Below are 22262 nucleotides of genomic sequence, written 5' to 3' on the forward strand. Positions count from 1 at the left end.
TATATTACTACTATCACACATTAGATCCAGGAATATTTTAGCATGTGTAATATACTTGATTGATTTGTAAAAATCAAATATATTTGACAGTATTCATACCACGTTGTATTTTAATAAAAATAAGTTTGATATTCTGAGCACTTTGAATAACTCACATTTGCTGTGTCAGAATACGGGGTGCAAATGAGAACAAAAATATTCATCTTATTTTATACAGCATGCCTGGTAACCTTTTTTTTGCCGCTGGCAGTTTTTGGAGCAGAAAATGTGCGAACACCAGCATATGCCGGCTCTTTTTATCCATCAGACAAGCAGAAACTTGAACAGACCATAAGCAGCCTGACTCAAAAAACAAAGAATACATCATTTACTGTTCCTTCCGGCAAAACACTAAAAGCTCTTATTCTGCCTCATGCCGGTTATATCTATTCCGGGCCTACTGCTTCTTATGCATCTTTGGTTCTTTCAGAAAATCAATTTTCAAAAGTAATATTAATGGGTCCTGATCACAGGGTAGGTTTTAGCAATTGCGCTCTTACCGATACGAAAGCATATGAAACTCCGCTTGGATTTGTGAGAATCCACAAAGATGCAGCAAAATTACGCAATAATAAGAAATTATTTAAATCTATCCCTGTTTCGGATAAATACGAGCATTCAATTGAAGTTGTTCTTCCTTTCCTGCAAACTTATCTTAACAAATTTGAAATTATTCCTGTTGTTGTCGGTTCAGTTGATTATCATGCCCTATCAGAAGCAATAAATCCATTGCTTGATGACAACACACTGATTGTTGCAAGCTCCGATCTTTCGCATTATCTGAAATACCAGGATGCTGTAAAAAAAGATAATGAAACGATAAGCATGGTATTAAACCTTGAAAAAGACAAACTTGTAAAGCATGATAACAGTGCCTGTGGCAAAATCCCTGTCTTAACAATCATGGATTTTGCCGGGCAATTCGGATGGAAGCCGTTTCTTATTCATTATTCAAACAGTGGCGACACAGCCGGGGAACGCTCACGGGTTGTCGGATATGCAGCAATTGCTTTTTATGGAGAACCATATATGAAAGAAAATAATAATGTTTCAAGCGGATTAAATGAAAAACAAGGTCAAATACTGGTAAAACTTGCAAGACAAACTATTGCAGACAAACTCGGCATAAAAACCAACCTGGGGCAGATTCTAACCTCTATCAGTGAAGATATAAGTCTTAAAAGAAAAAGCGGCACATTCGTCACACTTAAAATCCATGACCAGCTTCGCGGTTGCATAGGGAATCTTGGCGACTCAGAAACAATTATAGAGGGAGTTAAACGTAATGCCATAAATGCGGCATTTAATGATCATCGTTTTTCTCCTCTTATTAAACAGGAATTTGAAGATGTTGAAATTGAGATCAGCATTCTTTCCGAACCCAAACCACTTGAATACAAAGATGGCAAAGATCTTGTCAAAAAACTCCGGCCGAATGTTGATGGTGTAATTATCCGTAAAGGTTTTGCAAGTGCGACTTTTTTGCCTCAGGTTTGGGAACAGTTGTCGCGTACCGAAGATTTTCTCACACATCTTTGCATAAAAGCCGGCCTTTCTTCCGATGAATGGAAAAGCTCAAAACTGGAAGTCCTGACATATAATGTTCAATATTTTGAAGAGGAAAAATGAAAGCCCTGTATTACTGGTAGTAATTGCAACGGGGATTTCTTCTGTTGTAACCCAGTTATTAACAATTCGCGAATTCTTAGCTCAGTTCCAGGGCAATGAATTTGTTGTTGCCCTTATATTGTTTTCATGGCTTGTTCTAGGCGGTATTGGGACTTTGCTTTCACAATTGTACATTAAGAAAAGACTTCCTTCGGCTAAATTTCTTGGTTTTCTTTCCCTATTGGTTGCAGTACTTCCCGCTATACAGATTCTTTTGATAAGAAATCTTCGTGATGCTCTGTTTATACACGGGAGTTCAGTCGCGTTTTATCCCACATTCGGATTTATTTTTTTAACAATATTACCTTATGCTGTTCTTATAGGTTTTGTGCTTCCGTACAGTCTTTTCGTGTTAAGATCTTTTCAGCCGGACTACTCCGGAACAAAGATATATATAGTCGACAATATGGGTGATATAGCCGGGGGCGCTTTTTTTTCTTTTTTTCTTGTTTATTTTTTTTCACCGTTTCAATCGATTTTTATATCAAACCTTTTTGTTCTTGGCGCAACATTTCTACTTTTCATAAACTCCGGAACCCTTAATATTAAGGCTATCATAGGCGTATGCATTACCCTTGCAATTCTTGTTTCAGGCATTTTCCTTGAGAAAAGCTCTCTGCTGACACATGAAGGAAATCTTGTCTATTATAAGGAATCAAAATACGGACGTATTGAAGTGCATAAGGATAATGAACAGTTTACTTTAGTAGGTGACGGAGTTCCGTTATTTTCAAATCAGAATACATCAAATGCCGAAGAAACTATTCATTACCCTCTTTCACAGGTTTCGAATCCAAAGCATATTCTTATAATATCCGCCGAAGGCGGGATAATGGAAGAGCTTGAGAAATATCACCCGGAAAGCATAGACTACATCGAACTTGACCCGGAAGTATCCGGTGTATTATTCCGTTTTGGTCTGCTGAAAAAAATTCCGGGGCTAAATGTGATCAATCAGGACGGGCGCTCTTATCTTTTACATTCGGATAAAAAATATGATGCAATAATTATCAACATGCCTGAGCCGGAAACTTACCAGATTAACAGATTTTATACAGATGCTTTTTTTGATACAGCAAAAAAGCGTTTATCGCCTCAAGGAATTTTAAGTTTTTCTATGGAAGGATACGATAACTATCTGGCAGAACCTCAACGTCAAAAAATATCATCTGTTTATAATACGTTATCAAAACATTTCAGCAAAATCCTTTTACTGCCAGGGTCCAAAATTTATTTTTTAGCTTCAAAACTTCCTGTTAATGCTGATATCCCTGATTTGCTTGATAAAAAAGGTATAAAAACCGATTACATCAGCAGTTTTTTTTACGGTAATCTTACAGAAGACAGAATCAGTAATTTAAAAGAACTTATTGACTTATCCGCTCCGATTAATACAGATAATTATCCACAACTTATGCGGATTATGTTTTTGCAATGGTTTGCAAAATTTTCAACATCTCCTGTTGCCTTTATTCTTGTTTTGTCTGTTGTATGCGCCATTTATCTGATACGAATAACAAAAGAAGAATTCGTGCTTTTTTCAACAGGATGTATGGAAATGGGAACAGAGCTTCTTGTTATATTTGCGTTTCAGATTTTTTTCGGATATATTTATATTAAAATCGGTCTGATAATAACTGTTTTTCTTGCAGGGCTTTTGCCGGGAGCCTGGGCCGGAAACAAAATGGCAAACCAATACGATCATTTTAACAGGTCATTTCTTGCAATAACTGATGGGATTCTTATATTTCTTACAGGACTTCTGATTCTGGCGTTTTTAAAGGGCGGGGATAAGATTCCTTTATTTGTTTTTCTGGCATATGGTTTTATCGTATCAATGACATGCGGATTTCAGTTTCCCACTGCTCTTAAGCTGATGGGAGACAATAATCCATCTGTGACAAGGCTGTTTTCAGCCGATCTTATCGGGGCAGCCGCAGGTACGCTTCTGATAAGTGTTGCTGTTATACCCTATTTCGGAATCATCTGGGCGGCAATTGCGCTGATCGGATTAAAATTAATAAGTCTGATTTTAATTCAGATTAAAAAAACATAAATTATTTTTGCTTGATTTTGCGTAATTATTTTCATCGATACTTTCGCACATATACTTAAGACTATATGTTATAAATTATGAATAAAATAAACAGAAGAAAATTTTTATACAATGCAGCATTACTTCTTTCGGCTCCTGTTTCATCTTATGCCCTTTGGCCTTTTAGTGCGAAGAAAAGTGAAGCAGCAGGTTCGGATAACATCCGGGGCAGTATTTTTAAAGGAGATGCTCCTGATAAGCCTGGGAAATGGTCGCACGAAGCATTATTATATAAAAAGCTTGATAATAAAAAAGTGGCATGCGGAATATGTCCTCACAGATGTTTGCTGTCGCCGGGAGACAGAAGTGTATGCCGTGCAAAAGCAAACATAGATGGAGTATTATATAGCCTTTCGTACGGAAACCCCTGCACAGTTAATGTTGATCCTATCGAAAAAAAACCTCTTTTTCATTTCAAACCTCAAACAAAAGCTTTTTCAGTTGCAGCAGCCGGATGTAATTTCCGTTGCCTGAATTGTCAGAACTGGGAAATTTCACAGGCCAAACCAGGTGAAATACGCCACACCGAACTTTTCCCCGAAGATGTTGTTAAGGCGGCATTGAAAACAGGCTCCGAATCAATCGCATGCACATATTCCGAGCCGATTTCTTACATTGAATATATGTTGGATATCGCAAGAATAGCAAAAGAAAAAGGTCTTTCCAATCTCTGGATATCAAACGGATATATAAACAATAAGCCGCTGCGTAAATTATGTAAATATATTGACGGCGCAAATGTTAATATCAAATCTTTTAGTGATGAAATATACAGAAAATTAAACGGTGGCAGGCTTGAACCGGTTTTAAATACTTTTAAAACCATGAATGAAAACGGTATTCACTTTGAAATGACCAATCTTGTTGTGCCCGGTTATACGGATGACGCTGAAATGGTTAAACGCATGTGCGGATGGATTTTATCAAACCTTGGGCCCGATCACCCTCTTCATTTCCTGCGCTTCTTTCCACAATATAAACTTGACAGACTTGCGCCTACACCTATATCGACACTCGAAAATTTCCGGGACATAGCAATCAATGAAGGAATTCATTATGCATACGTCGGCAATGTTCCGAATCATGAAGGTATGAACACATACTGTCACAATTGTAAAAAACTGCTTATAAAACGAAAGGGCTATTTTATTCCAGAGTATAATATTTCCGAAAACAGATGTAAATTGTGTAATACTATTATACCCGGCGTTTGGGAAAAGAATAAAAAGATGATTTAATCAATCCTTAAGGTTTTTCTAATAAATTGTATCCCGGAGATTCTTGCAATGGATTTTATGGATAAGAAAAAACCAGGCACAAAAAGTATTACAATTTATTTTATATTTCTTATTGTGATCTGGACATTGGGAGTCCTTGCAGCTCTGGGGTGGAATATCTATCAGATAAAAAAGTCAAACTTTCTGGTTGCCAGAAGAAGTGCGGAGATATCTTATAATAAGGATATTCTCTATCGACATTGGGTTGCAAAACATGGAGGAGTTTATGTGCCGGTCTCTGATGCAACCCCCCCTAACCCTTATCTTAAAGTTCCTCGCAGGGATATTACCTCCTCAGACGGAAAGAAATTCACTTTGATAAATCCTGCTTATATGACACGCCAGGTTAGTGAATTGATTGAAGATACGTTGGGATTTCAAAGTCACATCACCAGCCTTAATTGCATTCGCCCTGAAAATCATCCTGATCCATGGGAGATAGAAGCTCTCAAATCATTTGAACACGGCACAAAAGAAGCGATTTCTTTTGAGATAAAATCAGGCAAAGAGTACTTTCGTTATATGCGTCCCTTTACTACAGAAGAGAGTTGCCTGAAATGTCATGCCTCACAGGGATACAAGGTGGGTGATATTCGCGGAGGAGTGAGCATCTCAATACCTATGGAGCCATTAAAGTCTATTGAACAGTCACAGGTAAGCAAAGTGCTTTTCGCCTACGTTTTTTTATGGTTTATAGGCATAGGTGGAATTGCTGTCAGCACACGGCGTTTATGGAACCAGATGCTTTATCGTGAAATAATAGAGGATGAAATTCTAACCCTGTCAATGACTGACCAGCTTACCGGTCTTTACAATAGAAGAGGTTTTTTATCTCTTGCCGAGCAGCAGCTCAAATTAGCAGACAGAAGTAAGAGTAAAATGATGCTCTTTTTTGCGGATCTGGATGGTTTGAAGGACATTAATGACAGGTTCGGGCATAAGGAAGGAGATAAAGCTCTTATTGAAGCAGCATCGGTATTTAAAGAGACTTTCAGAACAACCGACATAATCGCTCGTCTGGGAGGGGATGAATTTGCTGCACTTGCAATAGATATACAAGATGAAAATCCCGAAATCTTTACTTCCCGCCTTCAGTATTTGATAGACACACAAAACAAACAGGAAAACCGGACTTACATGCTGTCAATCAGCATAGGCGGCTCTTTTCAAAATCAGGAAAAACCATTTTCCATAGATGAGCTCATATCTCAGGCTGATAAATTAATGTATGAGCATAAAAAACAAAAGAAAACACATCCGGCATAAATCCGCTGATCATAACTTAATCTAAGCAAATCATAAGTAAAATCCAAATGAGGTTACCCTGTGTCGTAAAACGGGGTTTCTTGACTTTTCGGTCTTGTGCTGGCGGATATTCATGGCCAGTCCTTCTGGGCGGAAATACTTGGCCGTGGAATGTTTGATGGTTCAGCCGGTGCCAATGGTTTAAACAGTCAGCCAACCGGTTCCCCCGGGTATTCTCCTACAAACATTATAGCCATGAATCTCGGCGCAACCCACAACCCGACCGATAAGCTTAGTATCACCGGTGACCTGTGGTATGCAAATTGAATTAGGTACGCGCCTTTCTTTAAGTTTCTAAGAGGCCGAAAGCTTTTCTTTCAGTATCCTGTTTACTATTTCAGGATTTGCTTTTCCTTTTGTTTCCCTCATAATTTTTCCCACAAAAAATCCAAGTACTTTTGTTTTGCCACCTTTGTATTCCGCAACCTCTTTAGGACTTGATGCTATTAATTTTACCGCAATTTCTTCAAGCAAAGTTTCATCCGTAACCTGGACTAGGTCTTTTTCTTTTATTATTTCTTCCGGTGTTTTTCCGGTTTTTGCCATTTCATCAAAAACGGTTTTTGCTATCTTGCCGCTTATTATTTTTTGGTCTATAAGCTTTAACATTTGTGCAAGGTTTGAAGGTGATACGGGAGATTCTTCAATGGTTTTGCCTTCGGCATTAAGAAGCCCTAAAAGAGAACCCATTATCCAGTTGCTTACCTGTTTCGGATTATTAAATTCATTTGTGCAGGCTTCGAAATACCCGGCGAGTTCAATAGCACCGGTTAAAACATCAGCATCGTATTCAGGAAGTCCGTATTGAGCAATGAAGCGTTCTTTTTTTTCATCAGGAAGTTCAGGAAGCTTTTTCTTCAACTCCTCAACCCAGGCGTCATCTATTGAAATAGGAAGAAGATCGGGATCGGGAAAATATCTGTAATCATGCGCATCTTCCTTGCCTCTCATGGATATGGTATTGTTTTTTTCAGGATCCCAAAGCCTTGTCTCCTGAACAACCTCTTCACCGTCAAACAAAACATCTTTTTGTCTTTCAATTTCATATAAAATTGCTTTTTCAACATTTTTAAATGAGTTTAAATTTTTAAGCTCTGCTCTTGTCCCAAAAGGCTGGCTGCCAAGAGGACGTATGGAAATGTTCGCATCGCATCTGAAGCTACCCTCTTCCATGTTTCCATCACAGATATCAAGATATCTTAATATTGATCTTATCTTTCTTAAGTAAGCACCAGCTTCTTCGGATGAGCGTATGTCCGGCTCACTCACTATTTCAATAAGGGGAACACCCGTTCTGTTGAAATCTACCATAGAATAAGGGCGGTCAGGATCATGTATAAGTTTGCCGGCGTCTTCTTCCATATGAATTCTTGTAATACCGATTCTTTTTTTTGAGCCACTTACATCAATATCTATATAACCATGTTCACAAATGGGAAGCTCATACTGAGAAATCTGGTAACCTTTGGGAAGATCAGGATAAAAATAATTCTTGCGCGCAAACCCGTTGGTTTTTGAAATTTTACAGTTTGTAGCTATTCCCATGAGCATAGCATATTCAACGACTTTTTTATTCAGTACCGGAAGAACACCCGGCATGCCAAGGCATACCGGACAAGTATGGGTATTGGGTGGTGCTCCGAAAGAAGTAGGGCAAGAGCAGAATATTTTTGTATTGGTTTTCAACTGGGCATGAACTTCAAGCCCGATTACCGGTTCAAACTCCATATTATTAAGTTCCTTGTTTCATTATCTGCGGGTGGCAGTTGCATGAAATGTAAATATTATTTTGTGAATATAAAGATGAGGTATGATAGTGTCAAGCTATAAGGCTATAAGTTGTGGGGCTTTTCCCCTTTTTTATAATAATTTTAAAGTGTATGTACGATTTTTCAGGCTTGATTTTAAGCAAACGTGGTTTAAAGAATAAAAAGGTGTGCCCATTTTATTAGACAAAAAACCCCTCATTTTTCAACTTTTCTTCAATTTTCACTACAATTTCCGATTGTTTGTCAGATGGGATTTTATTGGGGATTTCACAGGCAATTCCAATAATGCTCATCTCTTTAGGGCTAAGAAAGGCTCCTTCTATACCATATCGGGCAACCTGCTTCCAATATTCAGCACCTTTTTCAATAACATATTTTTGAGCAAAAATTGCACCATCAATCTTTTGGATCTTTTCAGCGCTCTTTTTCCGAGAATTAACTTCATCACTATCCACTAAATCAAGCATAAGATCCTGATTTAGCGGTATTGGTAATTCCTGAAGTTTCTTCCAGCATAATTCTTTTTTACACCATTCAGTTACGTTGGTTATACCCTCCGGGGTATTTTGTATGTGCTCATTAACCAATTCGGCAATAGCCATAAGTTGTATTTCAAGCGCTGAGGATAGTTTTTGAGATTTCCATATCTGAGCTAAATCCAGATTTTTTCCTGTTTCTGAAACCATACGGGCCAATTTTGCTAAAGAATAGGTAACGATATTGGCTTTATATCCGCCATACCAGCTTTGTTTCATAATGCTCTTGTCAAGAAAGTGAAATAAAATGGCCTTTGCTATAATGTTTTGAAAGTATAGCTCATTGAACTGATTTTCATTTTTTTCCCAGTGCTGCCCGATTTCATTAGCGAACTTGGCAAAGTTTTTTTGAGCACCTAAGCTTACGATGTGTGGTTGCATATTCAGTGAATATTCAAATTTTGCCAGATCAGTCTTTGTAAACATTTGCGACCTGGGGTTTTTAGAGAGAAATTCCTTCGTTTGTGCCTGTGTTAAGTTGGCCTGAGCATTGGCATATTGCCCTCGGGCGCGTTCGTAAAACCAATGGGTCTCTCTCAATCCACCTTGCGGAGAAGGAGCCCATAAGCGACGCGATATTTCTTCCATACGTAAATGAAATGGATGGTTGGAAAAGAAATCCGCTGCGCTCACTTTATTTTGCGTATTAGCATATTCTGAAATTCTGGGGACAACTGTTTCAGCCTGTTCCGGCGAAATGACTGTCAGCTTTACCTGAATGTAGACTTTTGATAATTCTGCTTTGTTCTTTTTAGTAGCAGTAAAAATTGAGGCGGTTGTTTGTCCACCATTTACAATCTGAAAATTGGTTACAGATTGTATTCTGCCGTGCAAAATATCAGTTTGAACATTCTCTGCTGTAGCAGTCAATCCATTATTATAAGCAAAAAACATTTCCGGTTCATTCTTAATAGTATTTCTGATTCCTTTATTGACTTTTCCCCGAAATTGAAGAAAGGTTCTTACATTCTGTTCCAGAAGTCGCTCTCCGTATTTATCATAAAGATCAGCAATTATTTCTCCTGGCATTACCAGAAGATAAGAGGCGAAATTATCAGAGCCGGTAAACGCTGGTAAGCAGGGTATTCCTTCCGGCAGAATTTTCTGAAAGTCAATAATCACATCTTCACGGGCCCTACCGGATGATTCTATGCGGAACAGACGGCTGATATCCCAAATATCATAATTACAGCTATATCCTTCAATATCGTTTTTGTTTATAGCACTAACCCGGTTGCTTAGCTGAATATTGGTCAAAAGAAAAAACTGAACTCTGGAGATACTATTTGATTTATTCTTGTCATAAATTTCCCGGGCTAATTCATATCCCGGTGCACTTTCTTCCAAAGCAATCAGGAATTTAATATTTAGGCTTTCACTAAAAAATTTTTCCAGTCTTCTGAAATTGCGTATTACTTCTGCGTTCTGTAATGTTTCAAGTTCACTGCTGAATCTGAAATCGGTGACAAACAGGCTCAAAACCTCAGAGTCATCATTATAGCCCCATGCATCTACGCGAATGCCTCTGGGGCTGTTTTTATAACCGGAATAGACGTAATTTTCGATTGTTGCCTGATCAACGAGAAAGTCACATATGCGCTCGGTAAATACAGCCTCAGTGAAATTTTGTTCTGCCCCCGAACGTGCATAAATGTCCTGCATAAATTCTGTATAGAAATCGTCGATACTCATGAAATTTTTACCATCCAATCTGGTCGATTTTTAAAAGGCTCGCATTCTGAAAGACTGATATCGTAAGAAAGTTTTACAATACCATGATGGATGTCGTGGTTGCAAATTCTGGGGAAGCCCTCTGTTACCTGAAACATTTTTTCACCAGCCAGAATAAAACTGAAATCCAGATAGCTATCTGAGTCTATATATCCAATCATATGCAGAAGGTCATTAAAGCGCTCAATATGGCTTGAAGCATCTGATTGCAGAATATCTCTGATGTGAGAAATCAAACCGGGCAGATTAATAGCCTCCTCAGTTTCAGGTGTGGATTTCCCTAAAGTTATTACGAAGAGATACATTTCAGGCAGTTGAGGGCATAACTGTTCTGCCGATGAGATTCTTACATATGGGGATGTAGCCCCGGATTGACATTTAACTTCGATTGCACTGTTATTTACATTAAAATCCTGGGGTAATCCTTCCGGTCCTTGCCAGAATTGAATTGCATGCCCAGCGCCAAATGCGGGAATGAGATAATTTCTGATGAATAAGAGTTCGCCAATCAGACCTTTTATTTTTTCTTCAGTCAGCAGTTCACTTCGATTCTTTCTAAGGAATTCATGCCAACGGGTCAGACGCCTGAGTATCGTCTGAACTGCAGAAGCTGAAGTTTTTGACTGCCGCGTTGCCTGTACCAAATCGCTACATAAAGATAAAAGTAATTCCCAATTCCTTTGCTCATTCAGTAGTAATATCAAGCGATTCATATAGATACTTTCATTAGCTGGTGTTATCTTTTAGCACAGATCTAACCTTTGAATATGGTATCCAAATGGAATTCTAAAAAATCTTTTCTAGGTTTATAACGTTCTGGTAAAACAATTTGAGTGCCTGAAATAAAAGAAAAATATCTGTCATAAAAAACTTCAGTACTTTGTTCTTTAATTTTTGTCGAAAGGATAACTGAATAATCAGGTTTTATACCTATTAAACCGCTATCAAATGTAGCGTCATAGAGTTTAGATAAACAGATTCCATTTTCAGGGTTCAATCTTTCTTGCTCATTTTTTGACCACGGTATTATATGGCTTGCATTTAATAGTTCAGGGATATTTATGCCACTTATAGCACATCTGCCAGAATAACTACCCAAGATAATTTGTCTAAAAACACTTTGGTTTACTCGTGTTTTGACTTCTCTTACTTTTTCTTCGCCCTTATATTTTGATATATCCTGTAAAATTTTCTCGAATTTCGTTTCAATAGTTGTACTTTCTTTTTCGGCGATTATTCTCTCGCTTTCATATATCAATTCCTCTCTGTTTTCATTGAATTCATCCCAGATAGGCTGACACTGTTTGCGCCCACCAGTCAAGCCAGCTACACCTCTTTCCTGATGGAACGGGTCTATACTGGCAAAATTTGTTAAGCGCATAGCAACTGCACTTGGGGTTCTGTCAATTAATTTTGATAAATTAATGACTTCAGGATTACCTTTGTGCATTTTGCCGAACGGAAGTTTTAGATACAAGTTGAATGCGAGTATCAATTCTTCACGCGTCCAATTTTTGCTTTTCATGGAAACCGCACCTCATGCTACCAATGGAAGTTTGTTAAAATAGTCATCAGGAAACGTTTGCATTCTGGCCGCCTCGCGTGGGGTTATTGAACGGTTCTGGTCAATATCGGGATGAATATAGTAATGACCGTCTTTGGCTATATGAGCCACAACAGTATGAGATACAGGAAGATCTGCAGCAACAACCTTAAACCTGTCTGTAAATGATGTTTGATTCTTATGTGTCTTAAGGTTATCCGGCAATTCATAATAATACAGGCGTTGACGGTATTCATTCCATTTTTTAACGGCAATATGATAAATTTCAAGATCCTGGACATTGTGTGGTCTCGCTATGTGTAGCGTTACCCATTCATTGCCGTTCCTGATTCCTGCATCATACAGGTATTTCCCTGAATAATTCTTTAATTTATGTGGTGATACAGAGCCTGCTCCGGCCTTGAGAAATGGTAAATCCTTTAATATCTCTTCTACATTTATACTTGGCTTCCATTCTTCCGGCATCGGGAAAAATTCAGTTTTTCCTTTTCTGTTCCCAAATAATATAACGCGTTTTCGCTTTTGCAAAACACCATAATTATTTGCTGAAAAAACTTTTTCTGTTGTTTCATATCCGTGTTCTTTAAAAAGTTTTTTCATTGTACTAAGGTAAAGTGCACAATTTTCATCTTTGGCAGATAACAACCCCATGACGTTTTCAAATAAAAAATATTTAGGTTTGTATCTCCTCAGAAATTCACCATAATAAACATAAAGATAATTACGTTTATCACCCTTCATTCCATTTTTATCTCTGGAACGTCCTGCGAGAGAATATGCCTGGCAAGGTGGGCCACCAATGATTAAATCAACTTTTTTCCCTTGGAGAAGAATATCAATCTCGCCAAATATTTCTGTTAAAGAATCCTCTCTGATTTCCGAATTAATAACAGATAGAATATGTTTTTTTGGAACAAGTTCATACAACTCACCCCGAGTAATACTTCCATTCAGATAAGCATTATAACGATCAAGTAAGCCGGAATTCTTTAGCCAATGATAAGCAGCTCTGGTTTTCAGAGTAAAACAGGCAGCTTTATCGGCTTCCACATGAGCAACAGGGGCAAATCCAGCTCGAATGAAGCCTTCAGATAAGCCACCAGCACCTGCAAAAAGGTCCAGAAATCTAATAGTTTTTTGCTTATTGCCCGCCATTGGGTTTATATTTACCTATCATTAAAACCATTACGATTCATAACCACAAACACTCACGACGTTGCGGACAAATGAATACCTGTCAGATCCTTTAAGATCAACCGTAAGACATATTTCTATGGCATCCAAAGTAACAATCTGCCGATTACTATTCACTGATAACACCTGCCAATCTTTCCAGAAGAGTAAAGGCCTCTTTGTCAAACTTGGAAAATGCGAACCATTTCTTACCCAGGTCTTTTAAGGATGCACCAAAATGATAAAGAGTTTTGTCATCAATGATTAAAAACCTATCGTGAGAATTATTAAATTCCTTAATTGTGATTGGCGGATATTGCTCGTTATATTTCTTTAGATCCAGTGCAAGTTGTTTGGAAATGGTCTTAGTGAGAATAGTAATACGCACTTTTTTATTTGCCTTGGAAAGCAAGGTTAAAACGCCATCATCAATATAATTATCAATCACGACAATGGATTTCCGGGCAGTACGAATCAGATCTGAAACAAATTGGTAGGCATCAAAAATCTGCCCATCGAAAAAAATGCCTTGTCTGGGCTTGATATCTTTTTCTTCAATGGCATTAAAAATTTGTTCAAATTTGTGGTCACTCTCAGACTTGTACTCGATTTGTTTTCTTTCTATTGCGTCGAGACGTTGAAATACCTTAGCATTAGAGGAAATGAACCGGCGCATTGTAACAAAGGCGCGCATGATCTGTATATTGACTTCAATTGCTCTCTCACTGGTAAGCACTGTAGAAATAGCCGCTACACCTTGTTCGGTAAAGACATAGGGCATGGAACCCCCCAGGGATTGTTTTGAAGGTATCGCATTTTGCGATACCATGAGTTCAGCCTCTGCTTTTGTAAGCTGAAACATAAAATCAAGAGGAAAGCGTTTAATATTTCTTTTGACCTGTTCCCTTAATCTTATAGGCTTAACATCATAAAAAACGGCCAAATCTTTATCCAGCATAACCTGAACGCCACGAATAGTATGAATCCTGCTTCGGATTTTTTCATTGCTTATCAACGCATTTTCGCTCATACAGGTTTGCCTTCCGGCTTAAAGATGCAATTTTCGACATTAGAGCCAGTTTCAAAACGCCCCATTTTGGCCGATCTCTGCGTTGGGCTCAAATTTCAATCCTCGAAATACTCAATGTATTCCTGCGGTTGAAATTTTCTCCCGCCTTGAGCTTGACCAAACTGAAACGTTTTGAAAGTGGCTCATTAGAATACCATATTCTTAATGATTGCATTTGCAGCCAGTGATATTCTCTCTGGCCATAGCAGCCTCTTTTTAAATATGGTTTAGATTGGTTCAGATATTACAGGATTGTCCATATATTAAGATTGATTATAATTCAATAGAAATTAAAGTTTATATAAAAGAGCCAGTATAGGGTTTATTATTCCGAACTTTCTATAAAGTAGCAGCCCATTTGCCTTTATTTCTCTTTATGCAATCAGCCCTCCATACGCCCCAATGTAACCAATAGGTCAGTTAATAATTTCAATGCCATTTGATTGATACGGCCCGGCAATGTTCTATGTTTTACTTTGCCGATTTTATTATTTTATTTTGACAAAATTTTAGGATAATGTGTAACTTCTTTTAAAATATCTGTAACAATAATTATAAAAACATGTGGCTGGAGTAAAAAATGAAGTATTTTCTTTGTGTTATCGGGATGGTTATGGTTATTGAAGGGCTTCCGTATTTTGCGTTCCCTGAAAAAATGAAAAAGTGGGTTATTAAAATTGTTGAAATGAATGAAAGCTCTTTAAGGTGGATGGGTTTGTTTTTCATGCTTATCGGTTGCCTGCTTGTTTTTATCGGGAGGCAATAGGCGTGTTTTTGTTATCCGATTATGATTACGAACTTAGTGAAGAAAATATTGCCCAAAAGCCGGCATCTTGCAGAGATGCATCCAGGCTTTTGGTTCTTGACAAAAAAACCGGGGCCACTTCTCACCATAACTTTTTTGAAATATGCGATTTTATTACACCTGAAGATATCATTGTAATAAATAATACAAAGGTAATACCAGGCAGGCTATTCGGGGAAAAAGAAACCGGAGGCAAAGCTGAAGTTCTTATTCTGGATTTTGCAGGCGGGATCGCAGAGCAAAATGAAACCGGAAGTTTTACTTGCGAATGTCTTGTAAAAACCTCCAAACCCCCGAAAAAAGGATCATTGATTTTATTCGCAGATAATCTTAAAGCGAAAGTGGTTAATGAAATAAAAAACGGAATTTGCCTGCTCAGGTTTTCATCTTCCGAAAGTTTTGAAGATGTGCTTGGTCAAATCGGCCATATGCCGCTTCCGCCGTATATCAGGCGTGATAAAGACGGCAATCAATTATCCGATGATAAAATTTCATATCAGACCGTATATGCCTCAACTAAAGGAGCTGTAGCAGCTCCCACCGCAGGTCTTCATTTTACAAAAGAACTTCTTGATAAAATTAAATCAAAAGGCATCAAAACAGCGGAAATAACACTTCATGTGGGTTACGGCACATTTCTTCCTGTAAGGGTAAACGATATCAGGGAGCATAAAATGCATTCCGAGAGATTTCATATTCCGCAAGATGCAGCCGATGCAATTAATAAGGTAAAAGAAGAAGGCGGTAAAGTAATCGCTGTTGGAACGACAAGTATCAGAACTCTGGAATATTCCAGCGATAATAATGGAAGGGTTACGGCTGGAAGCGGTAAATGCGATCTTTTTATATATCCCGGATACAGTTTTAAAATTGTTGATTCAATAATTACAAATTTTCATCTGCCGTGCTCCACCCTTCTTATGCTTGTATCGGCTTTTGCCGGCAGGGACAAAATACTTGCTGCTTACAAAGAGGCTGTACAAAAAGGGTACAGATTCTACAGCTATGGAGATGCGATGTTCATACAATAGGAGCTATTATGTTCGATTTTAAAGTTATAGCAAAATCTTCAAACAGCCGGGCAAGAGCCGGGCTTATGCGAACATCACACGGTGATGTTGAAACTCCTGTATTTATGCCGGTAGGAACTCTTGCATCGGTTAAGTCTTTATCACCGGAAGAAATCACTCAAGCAGGAGCAAGCATTATTCTCGGAAATACCTATCATTTATATTTAAGGCCGGGCTGTGATGTTATAAAACTTTTTTCCGGGCTGCACAAATTTATGAACTGGAAAGGCCCTATACTGACAGACAGCGGGGGGTTTCAGGTTTTTTCACTTGCAAAACTTTCAAAGATAACAAACGAAGGTTACACATTCCAGTCTCATATTGACGGATCAAGCCATACCCTAACACCCGAAAAAGCAGTAGAAGTACAATTATTGCTAAACTCCGATATAATGATGTGTCTTGATCAGTGCATACATTATCCTGCCGAAAAAAAACAAGCACAGGATGCTCTTGAACTTACAACTCAATGGGCAAAAAGATGTAAAAAAACATGGGAAGAAGCGGGTGAAAATAAAAACGCTCTTTTTGGGATTGTTCAGGGCGGAATGTTTAAGGAGCTTAGGGAAAAATCCGCGCAGGATATTGTTGAAATCGGATTTCCCGGTTATGCAATAGGTGGGTTGAGTGTGGGCGAACCGATTGACATTATGCTTGAAATAGCCGAATATAGTCTTGATAAACTTCCTTCAGATAAACCGAAATATATGATGGGAATCGGAACACCTGAAAATATAGTTGAACTGGTAGCACTTGGAACCGATATGTTTGATTGTGTTATGCCTACAAGAAATGCAAGAAACGGCCAGATGTTTACAAGCATGGGTACAATCAATATATGTAATTCACGTTATAAATTTGATACTCTCCCTGTTGAAGAAGAATGCAATTGCTATACATGCCGTAATTTTTCACGGGCATACCTCAGGCATCTTTATATGGCTAAGGAAATACTTGCATATCGGTTAAATACGATACATAATATTTTTTATTATACAAAACTGATGAAAGATATGAGAAAAGCAATTTTAAATGATGAGTTTGAAAGTTTTAGAACAAATTTTTATAATAAAAGAACCAAAGGAGAAAGATCATGAAAGAACTGGTTGAGGAAGCTATAAAAAAAATAAGACCTATGCTTCAAAAAGATGGTGGTGATGTTGAAATTATAGATGTTAGTGATGGTATAGTTAAGGTTCGTCTTCAGGGTGCTTGCGCTGGATGCCCCATGTCCCAGATGACTTTAAAAAACGGGATTGAAAAACTTTTAAAAGAAGAGGTGCCGGGTGTAAAATCGGTGATATCAATATAGTAAAATAAGATATTTTTCTTAGGAGTCCTGTATGATGCAAAGAATAGTGATATGTTGTCTTTTGTTTCTTTCAGTTATTGCCTTATCAGGATGTAAGGAAAAAATTGAACCCGGAACAACTGAAGAAAAAAGTGCTGCAATAGTTAAAGCCGCTGTTCTTGAGGCAAAGGTTGTAAACCAGCCTCTTTTGTATGAAACCACAGGAACCATTCATGCAAAGACGGAAAGTATTTTATCAAGCAAACTTTTAGCTGAAATAAAAAAAATAAACGTAAAAGAAGGCGATACAATTAAAAAAGGTGATGTGCTTGTCCTTCTTGATAACAGCCAGGTAAAAGCTCAGCTCCAGCAGGCCCGGCAGGCAAAAAAAGAAGCGCTGAATGCATATGATGCAGCAGCATCCGGCGTGGATTCGGCAAGAGCTGCGGCAAAACTTGCCAGTGACACATACAAACGTTTTTTAAATTTGTATAATGATAATGCAATAAGCAAGCAGAATTTTGAAGACATTGAAACCAAAAACATTCAGGCAAAAGCGGCTTTACTTCAGTCAGAGGCGATGGTGCAGGCCGCAGGTAACCGTATCAAACAGGCTGAAGCAGCACTTTTATCTGCAAAATCATATGACAAAGATTCTGTAATTTATGCTCCGTATGACGGGCTTGTAACAGCTAAAATGGTGGAACCCGGAGATCTTGCGTCACCAGGCGCACCTATCATTGGTGTTGAGGAGACTAAGGGTTATTATGCGGAATTTGTTGTTCCTGAAGCCCAGGTAAAAACCGTAGGTATGGGCACAAAGGTAAGTATAGTAATCCCGGCATTAAACGATCTTTTACTCGAAGGAACAATTTATACCGTATCTCAGGCAGCAGATTCCAACACACGTTCTTTCATGTTTAAAGCCTCTTTCACTTCAGACCAATCGGTTCGCTCAGGACTGTATGTAAAAGTTTTAATTCCCATAGGCAAAAAAGATATACTTTCCGTCCCGTCTTCGTCATTAATCTATCAGGGCCAGTTAACAGGAATATATATTCTTGATGATCAAAACATAGCCCGTTTCAGAGTAATTCGCACAGGTAGAACTTTTGACAAATCCATAGAAGTTCTTTCGGGATTAAATCCCAAAGACCGCTATATATCAAATCCTGACGTAAACATAAAAGATGGTGTCAAGGTGGAGGCATCCACATGAGCAATAAGCTTGGTGTGGCGGGGAAAATAGCAAATTATTTTATCGAATCCAAACTTACGCCTCTTATAATCATAGCTTCCATACTTTTGGGCATTGCTTCGGTTATTGCCCTGCCAAGAGAGGAAGAACCCCAAATCATAGTTCCCATGATAGATATTTTTGTAAGTATGCCTGGGGCAAGCTCAAAAGAAGTTGAAGAGCGCGTTACATCGCCTATGGAAAAGCTTTTATGGGAAATACCCGGAGTCGAATACATTTATTCCACCTCAAGCCCCGGCATGTCAATGGCGATAGTGCGCTTTCTGGTGGGGCAGAATGAAGAACAAGCTATTGTCAGGCTTCAATCCAAACTTATGGCAAACATGGACAGGATTCCGCATTCCGTATCGCAGCCTTTGATAAAACCGCGTTATATAGATGATGTGCCCATTCTTGCATTAACCTTTTGGGGAAAAGATGCTGATCATTACTTATTAAGGCGCGTAGCTGCCGAAGTCGAAAACATCGCAAAGATGGAAGAAAATACTTCTATCACTACAATTATAGGTGGAGAAAAGAGACAGGTTGAGGTAAATATAGATCCGGTTAAGCTTTCTGCTTTCGGCATTGATCCGGAACGTGTTTTTTCTATGTTATCTACCGCAAACCAGAGTTCGGATTCAGGATCTTTTCCATCGCTTTCAGGCCAGACCATAGTGCATACCGGAGGATTTATAAATAATGTCGAAGATGTTAATAAAGTCGTTATTTCCGTTTATGATGGCAAGCCGGTTTATCTGGAAGATGTAGCAACAATTTCAGACGGCCCCGGTGAACCCGACCAGTATGTCTTTTTCGGAGCAGGCCCTGCTGCAAAAGAAAAAAATATTTCAAAAGATTCTTTGCCTAAAGATGCATGCCCGGCAGTTACTCTTACAATAGCCAAAAGAAAGGGCACAAACGCAATTGATGTTGCAAATAAAATACTTGCAAGAATCAAAGACGCAAAGGGTACTATCATCCCGGACAATATAAACATGACCATAACAAGGCACTATGGCGAAACTGCAAAAGAAAAGTCGGATGAACTGCTTTTGCATATGATGATAGCCATTGTGTCGGTATCAATTCTTATCTGGTTTACATTGGGTCATCGCGAATCAGGTATAGTCGCTCTTGCAATACCTGTTACGCTTGCCTTAACTCTTTCTGTATTTTATTTATACGGTTACACATTAAACAGAATTACGCTTTTTGCTCTTATTTTTTCTATAGGAATTCTTGTTGATGATGCAATCGTTATTGTTGAAAATATAGTGAGACATTTCAGGTTACCTGAAAATGCAAATCGCCCTAAAATCCTTATTACTATCGAAGCAGTTGATGAAGTCGGAAATCCGACCATACTTGCAACCATGACAGTTATCGCCGCCATTTTGCCTATGGCTTTTGTCGGCGGTCTTATGGGTCCTTATATGCGACCGATTCCTGTAGGTGCTTCGGCAGCAATGGTCTTTTCGCTTATAGTAGCTTTTATAGTCACACCATGGGCTTCCATGAAGCTTATAAGCCACAAGGAAAATGAAACGGCAAAACATGAGAAAGAAGGATGGAGCACACTGTTTTACCGTAAGGTTATGACTCCGCTTATTGAAATACCTTTCTGGCGTTATACGTTTCTTTTGTTGGTGGTAGGTCTTCTTTTAATCTCCTGTGCTCTTGTTGCGATTAAGAAAGTCCATGTCAAGATGCTTCCTTTCGATAATAAAAGTGAGTTTCAGGTCATAATTGATATGCCGGAAAATTCCACCCTGGAAAATACACTTTCGGCAGCTCTTGAAATGGGTGATTATATAAAAACCGTAAATGAGGTTGTTGACTATGAAATCTATGCAGGCACTGCGGCGCCTTTCAATTTTAACGGGCTTGTACGCCATTATTTCATGCGTAAAGGAAATAATGTTGCTGACATTCAGGTTAATCTCGTCTCAAAAGGGCAAAGAAAAGACCAGTGTCATGAGATAGCAAAACGCGTAAGGCCTGCATTGCAAATAATTGCCCAAAAGTATAATGCCAGAATTAAAGTTGCGGAAGTGCCGCCCGGTCCTCCTGTGTTATCTACACTTGTTGCTGAAATATACGGCCCTGATTACAACCGGCAGCGGCTTATCGCTAAACAAGTTATGAAAATATTTGAGCAAACATCAGGGGTTGTTGATGTTGACTGGTACATGGAAGATGATCAGCCAAGGGTTAGTATTGAAATTGACAGGCAAAAAGCAGCACTTCACGGTATCAGTGCGGCACAGATAGCACAAACCCTTGATCTGGCCCTTTCAGGAAGACAGGCAGGCCTTCTTCACCAGCCGAAAGAAAAGGAAGATATTCCCATTATGCTGAAGCTTCCTCTTTCGAAAAGGGCCGGAATCGAACGATTGGAATCCATAAAAATATCTCAACCGGACGGAAAGCTTATATCGCTGTCCAGCCTTGTTAAAATATCCGATACAAAAAACGATAAAAGCATATATCATAAAAATCTTATGCCTGTGGTTTATATAACAGGTGATGTAGCAGGTGAGAAAGAAAGCCCTGTTTATGCCATACTGGAGATGAAAAAAGCTATTGATGCCATATCTCTTCCGGAAGGATATAAAATTGTTCAGCATACCGCAGCGCTACCGGAATCGGATCGCCGGTTTTCCATGAAATGGGATGGCGAATGGCATATCACTTATGAGGTTTTCCGTGATCTGGGAATAGCTTTTGCCGTTGTGCTTATTTTAATATTTGTTCTTGTAGTCGGATGGTTTCAATCCTTTTCAACCCCTCTTGTAATTATGGCAGCTATTCCGTTTTCCTTAATCGGTATATTGCCCGGACACTGGATAATGGGCGCTTTCTTTTCGGCAACATCTATGATAGGCTTTATTGCAGGTGCAGGTATTGTTGTACGAAATTCCATAATCCTTGTTGATTTCATCGAGCTTCGTGTCTCTCAGGGCATGCCCCTTGATCTTGCCGTAATTGATGCAGGCGCTGTTAGATTCAGGCCGATGATGCTAACTGCGGCTGCTGTTGTGGTAGGAGCTTCGGTAATATTGTTTGATCCTATATTCCAAGGGCTTGCCATATCTCTTATGGCCGGCGAAGTCGCTTCTCTTCTTTTCTCACGCATGACTGTTCCTATTTTGTATTATCTTGATAAACGCTGGGAATCACAACATGTACATAAAAAAAAACCGGCTGTCAGTAGCTCAAGTTAATATCTATAGAGGACATTTCATGTACTTTACCGATAACGTTTTCCAATGTGATTTTCTCTATCATTTTAAGAACTCCTTTGGTGGTGAGATTGTTAAAAAATTCTTCCGCTTTTATCTTTAGTTATGAAAAGGTTCGACCATTATTAACAGTATAAGGTTCTATTGTGTTCTATTAATAGGAAATCTGAAATTCTGAAATAAAGATGATCGTGTCCGTTTTGAGTCATGGTTTAGAGTTAAAAACTTTCAACAGGGATAGAGAATGGAACTTGCGTGTATTGGTGAAGATTGGGTAGTAGTTACATACTATGTTTTATTTGATTTTATTAACTATTCATGTAGATTTGGTTCGGATACTGTTTGGAAATCCAAGCTTCCTTATCCAACAATTATAGGATCAGAAACA

At 38.5% G+C, this 22262-nt stretch carries 17 protein-coding genes; 11 read left to right on the plus strand and 6 right to left on the minus strand.

Annotated features, from left to right (window positions below; genetic code table 11):
• Positions 1-183: 183 nt before the first annotated feature.
• The 5 genes from amrB (at position 184) to KKC46_02695 (ending at position 6651) form a co-directional block, all read left to right on the plus strand.
• Positions 184-1668: an AmmeMemoRadiSam system protein B gene (gene amrB / locus KKC46_02675; GenBank protein ID MBU1052717.1), complete on the plus strand. Its 1485-nt coding sequence runs from the start codon at positions 184-186 to the stop codon at positions 1666-1668.
• Entirely contained in the window at positions 1640-3763 is a 2124-nt protein-coding gene (locus tag KKC46_02680) for a hypothetical protein (protein ID MBU1052718.1), read from the plus strand. The genes amrB and KKC46_02680 overlap by 29 nt, the downstream gene beginning before the upstream one ends.
• 77 nt (positions 3764-3840) lie before the next feature.
• Positions 3841-5040: an AmmeMemoRadiSam system radical SAM enzyme gene (amrS, locus tag KKC46_02685; protein MBU1052719.1), complete on the plus strand. Its 1200-nt coding sequence runs from the start codon at positions 3841-3843 to the stop codon at positions 5038-5040.
• A gap of 48 nt (positions 5041-5088) precedes the next feature.
• The gene (locus KKC46_02690) at positions 5089-6345 is read left to right on the plus strand and encodes a diguanylate cyclase (protein ID MBU1052720.1); all 1257 of its coding nucleotides are present in this window, start codon (positions 5089-5091) and stop codon (positions 6343-6345) included.
• 96 nt (positions 6346-6441) lie between these two features.
• Positions 6442-6651 (plus strand): hypothetical protein, encoded by a 210-nt coding sequence (locus KKC46_02695; GenBank protein ID MBU1052721.1) that lies wholly within the window; start codon positions 6442-6444, stop codon positions 6649-6651.
• Between the two features lie 27 nt (positions 6652-6678).
• Here KKC46_02695 and gatB read toward each other — a convergent pair whose 3' ends face one another.
• The 6 genes from gatB to KKC46_02725 form a co-directional block, all read right to left on the minus strand.
• Positions 6679-8112: an Asp-tRNA(Asn)/Glu-tRNA(Gln) amidotransferase subunit GatB gene (gatB, locus tag KKC46_02700; GenBank protein ID MBU1052722.1), complete on the minus strand. Its 1434-nt coding sequence runs from the start codon at positions 8110-8112 to the stop codon at positions 6679-6681.
• A 220-nt stretch (positions 8113-8332) separates the two neighbouring features.
• Entirely contained in the window at positions 8333-10381 is a 2049-nt protein-coding gene (locus KKC46_02705; protein ID MBU1052723.1) for an AIPR family protein, read from the minus strand.
• Positions 10378-11133, minus strand: a complete 756-nt coding sequence (locus tag KKC46_02710) for a PD-(D/E)XK motif protein (protein ID MBU1052724.1) — start codon at positions 11131-11133, stop codon at positions 10378-10380. Before KKC46_02710 ends, KKC46_02705 begins: the two co-directional genes overlap by 4 nt.
• Before the next feature lie 41 nt (positions 11134-11174).
• Positions 11175-11945 (minus strand): HNH endonuclease, encoded by a 771-nt coding sequence (locus KKC46_02715; GenBank protein MBU1052725.1) that lies wholly within the window; start codon positions 11943-11945, stop codon positions 11175-11177.
• 12 nt (positions 11946-11957) lie between these two features.
• On the minus strand, positions 11958-13139 hold the full coding sequence (locus KKC46_02720; protein MBU1052726.1) for a DNA cytosine methyltransferase: 1182 nt from the start codon (positions 13137-13139) through the stop codon (positions 11958-11960).
• Positions 13140-13287: 148 nt separating this feature from the next.
• Positions 13288-14187, minus strand: coding sequence for an ORF6N domain-containing protein (locus KKC46_02725; GenBank protein MBU1052727.1), 900 nt, complete (start codon positions 14185-14187; stop codon positions 13288-13290).
• A 619-nt stretch (positions 14188-14806) separates the two neighbouring features.
• Between KKC46_02725 and KKC46_02730 the strand changes: the two genes are divergently transcribed.
• Genes KKC46_02730 through KKC46_02755 form a run of 6 tightly spaced genes read left to right on the plus strand, consistent with a single transcriptional unit; the run spans position 14807 to position 21856 of the window.
• Positions 14807-14992 (plus strand): DUF2065 domain-containing protein, encoded by a 186-nt coding sequence (locus KKC46_02730; protein ID MBU1052728.1) that lies wholly within the window; start codon positions 14807-14809, stop codon positions 14990-14992.
• 2 nt (positions 14993-14994) lie between these two features.
• Positions 14995-16062 (plus strand): tRNA preQ1(34) S-adenosylmethionine ribosyltransferase-isomerase QueA, encoded by a 1068-nt coding sequence (gene queA, locus KKC46_02735; protein MBU1052729.1) that lies wholly within the window; start codon positions 14995-14997, stop codon positions 16060-16062.
• Between the two features lie 8 nt (positions 16063-16070).
• Positions 16071-17198, plus strand: a complete 1128-nt coding sequence (tgt, locus tag KKC46_02740) for a tRNA guanosine(34) transglycosylase Tgt (protein MBU1052730.1) — start codon at positions 16071-16073, stop codon at positions 17196-17198.
• Positions 17195-17413 carry a NifU family protein gene (locus KKC46_02745; protein ID MBU1052731.1) on the plus strand — a complete coding sequence of 73 codons (219 nt, stop codon included), beginning with the start codon at positions 17195-17197 and terminating at the stop codon, positions 17411-17413. The genes tgt and KKC46_02745 overlap by 4 nt, the downstream gene beginning before the upstream one ends.
• 31 nt (positions 17414-17444) lie before the next feature.
• Positions 17445-18611 carry an efflux RND transporter periplasmic adaptor subunit gene (locus KKC46_02750; protein MBU1052732.1) on the plus strand — a complete coding sequence of 389 codons (1167 nt, stop codon included), beginning with the start codon at positions 17445-17447 and terminating at the stop codon, positions 18609-18611.
• The gene (locus KKC46_02755) at positions 18608-21856 is read left to right on the plus strand and encodes an efflux RND transporter permease subunit (GenBank protein MBU1052733.1); all 3249 of its coding nucleotides are present in this window, start codon (positions 18608-18610) and stop codon (positions 21854-21856) included. The genes KKC46_02750 and KKC46_02755 overlap by 4 nt, the downstream gene beginning before the upstream one ends.
• Positions 21857-22262 lie beyond the last annotated feature (406 nt).

Source organism: Pseudomonadota bacterium, from assembly GCA_018817425.1.
Classification (GTDB): domain Bacteria; phylum Desulfobacterota; class Desulfobacteria; order Desulfobacterales; family RPRI01; genus RPRI01.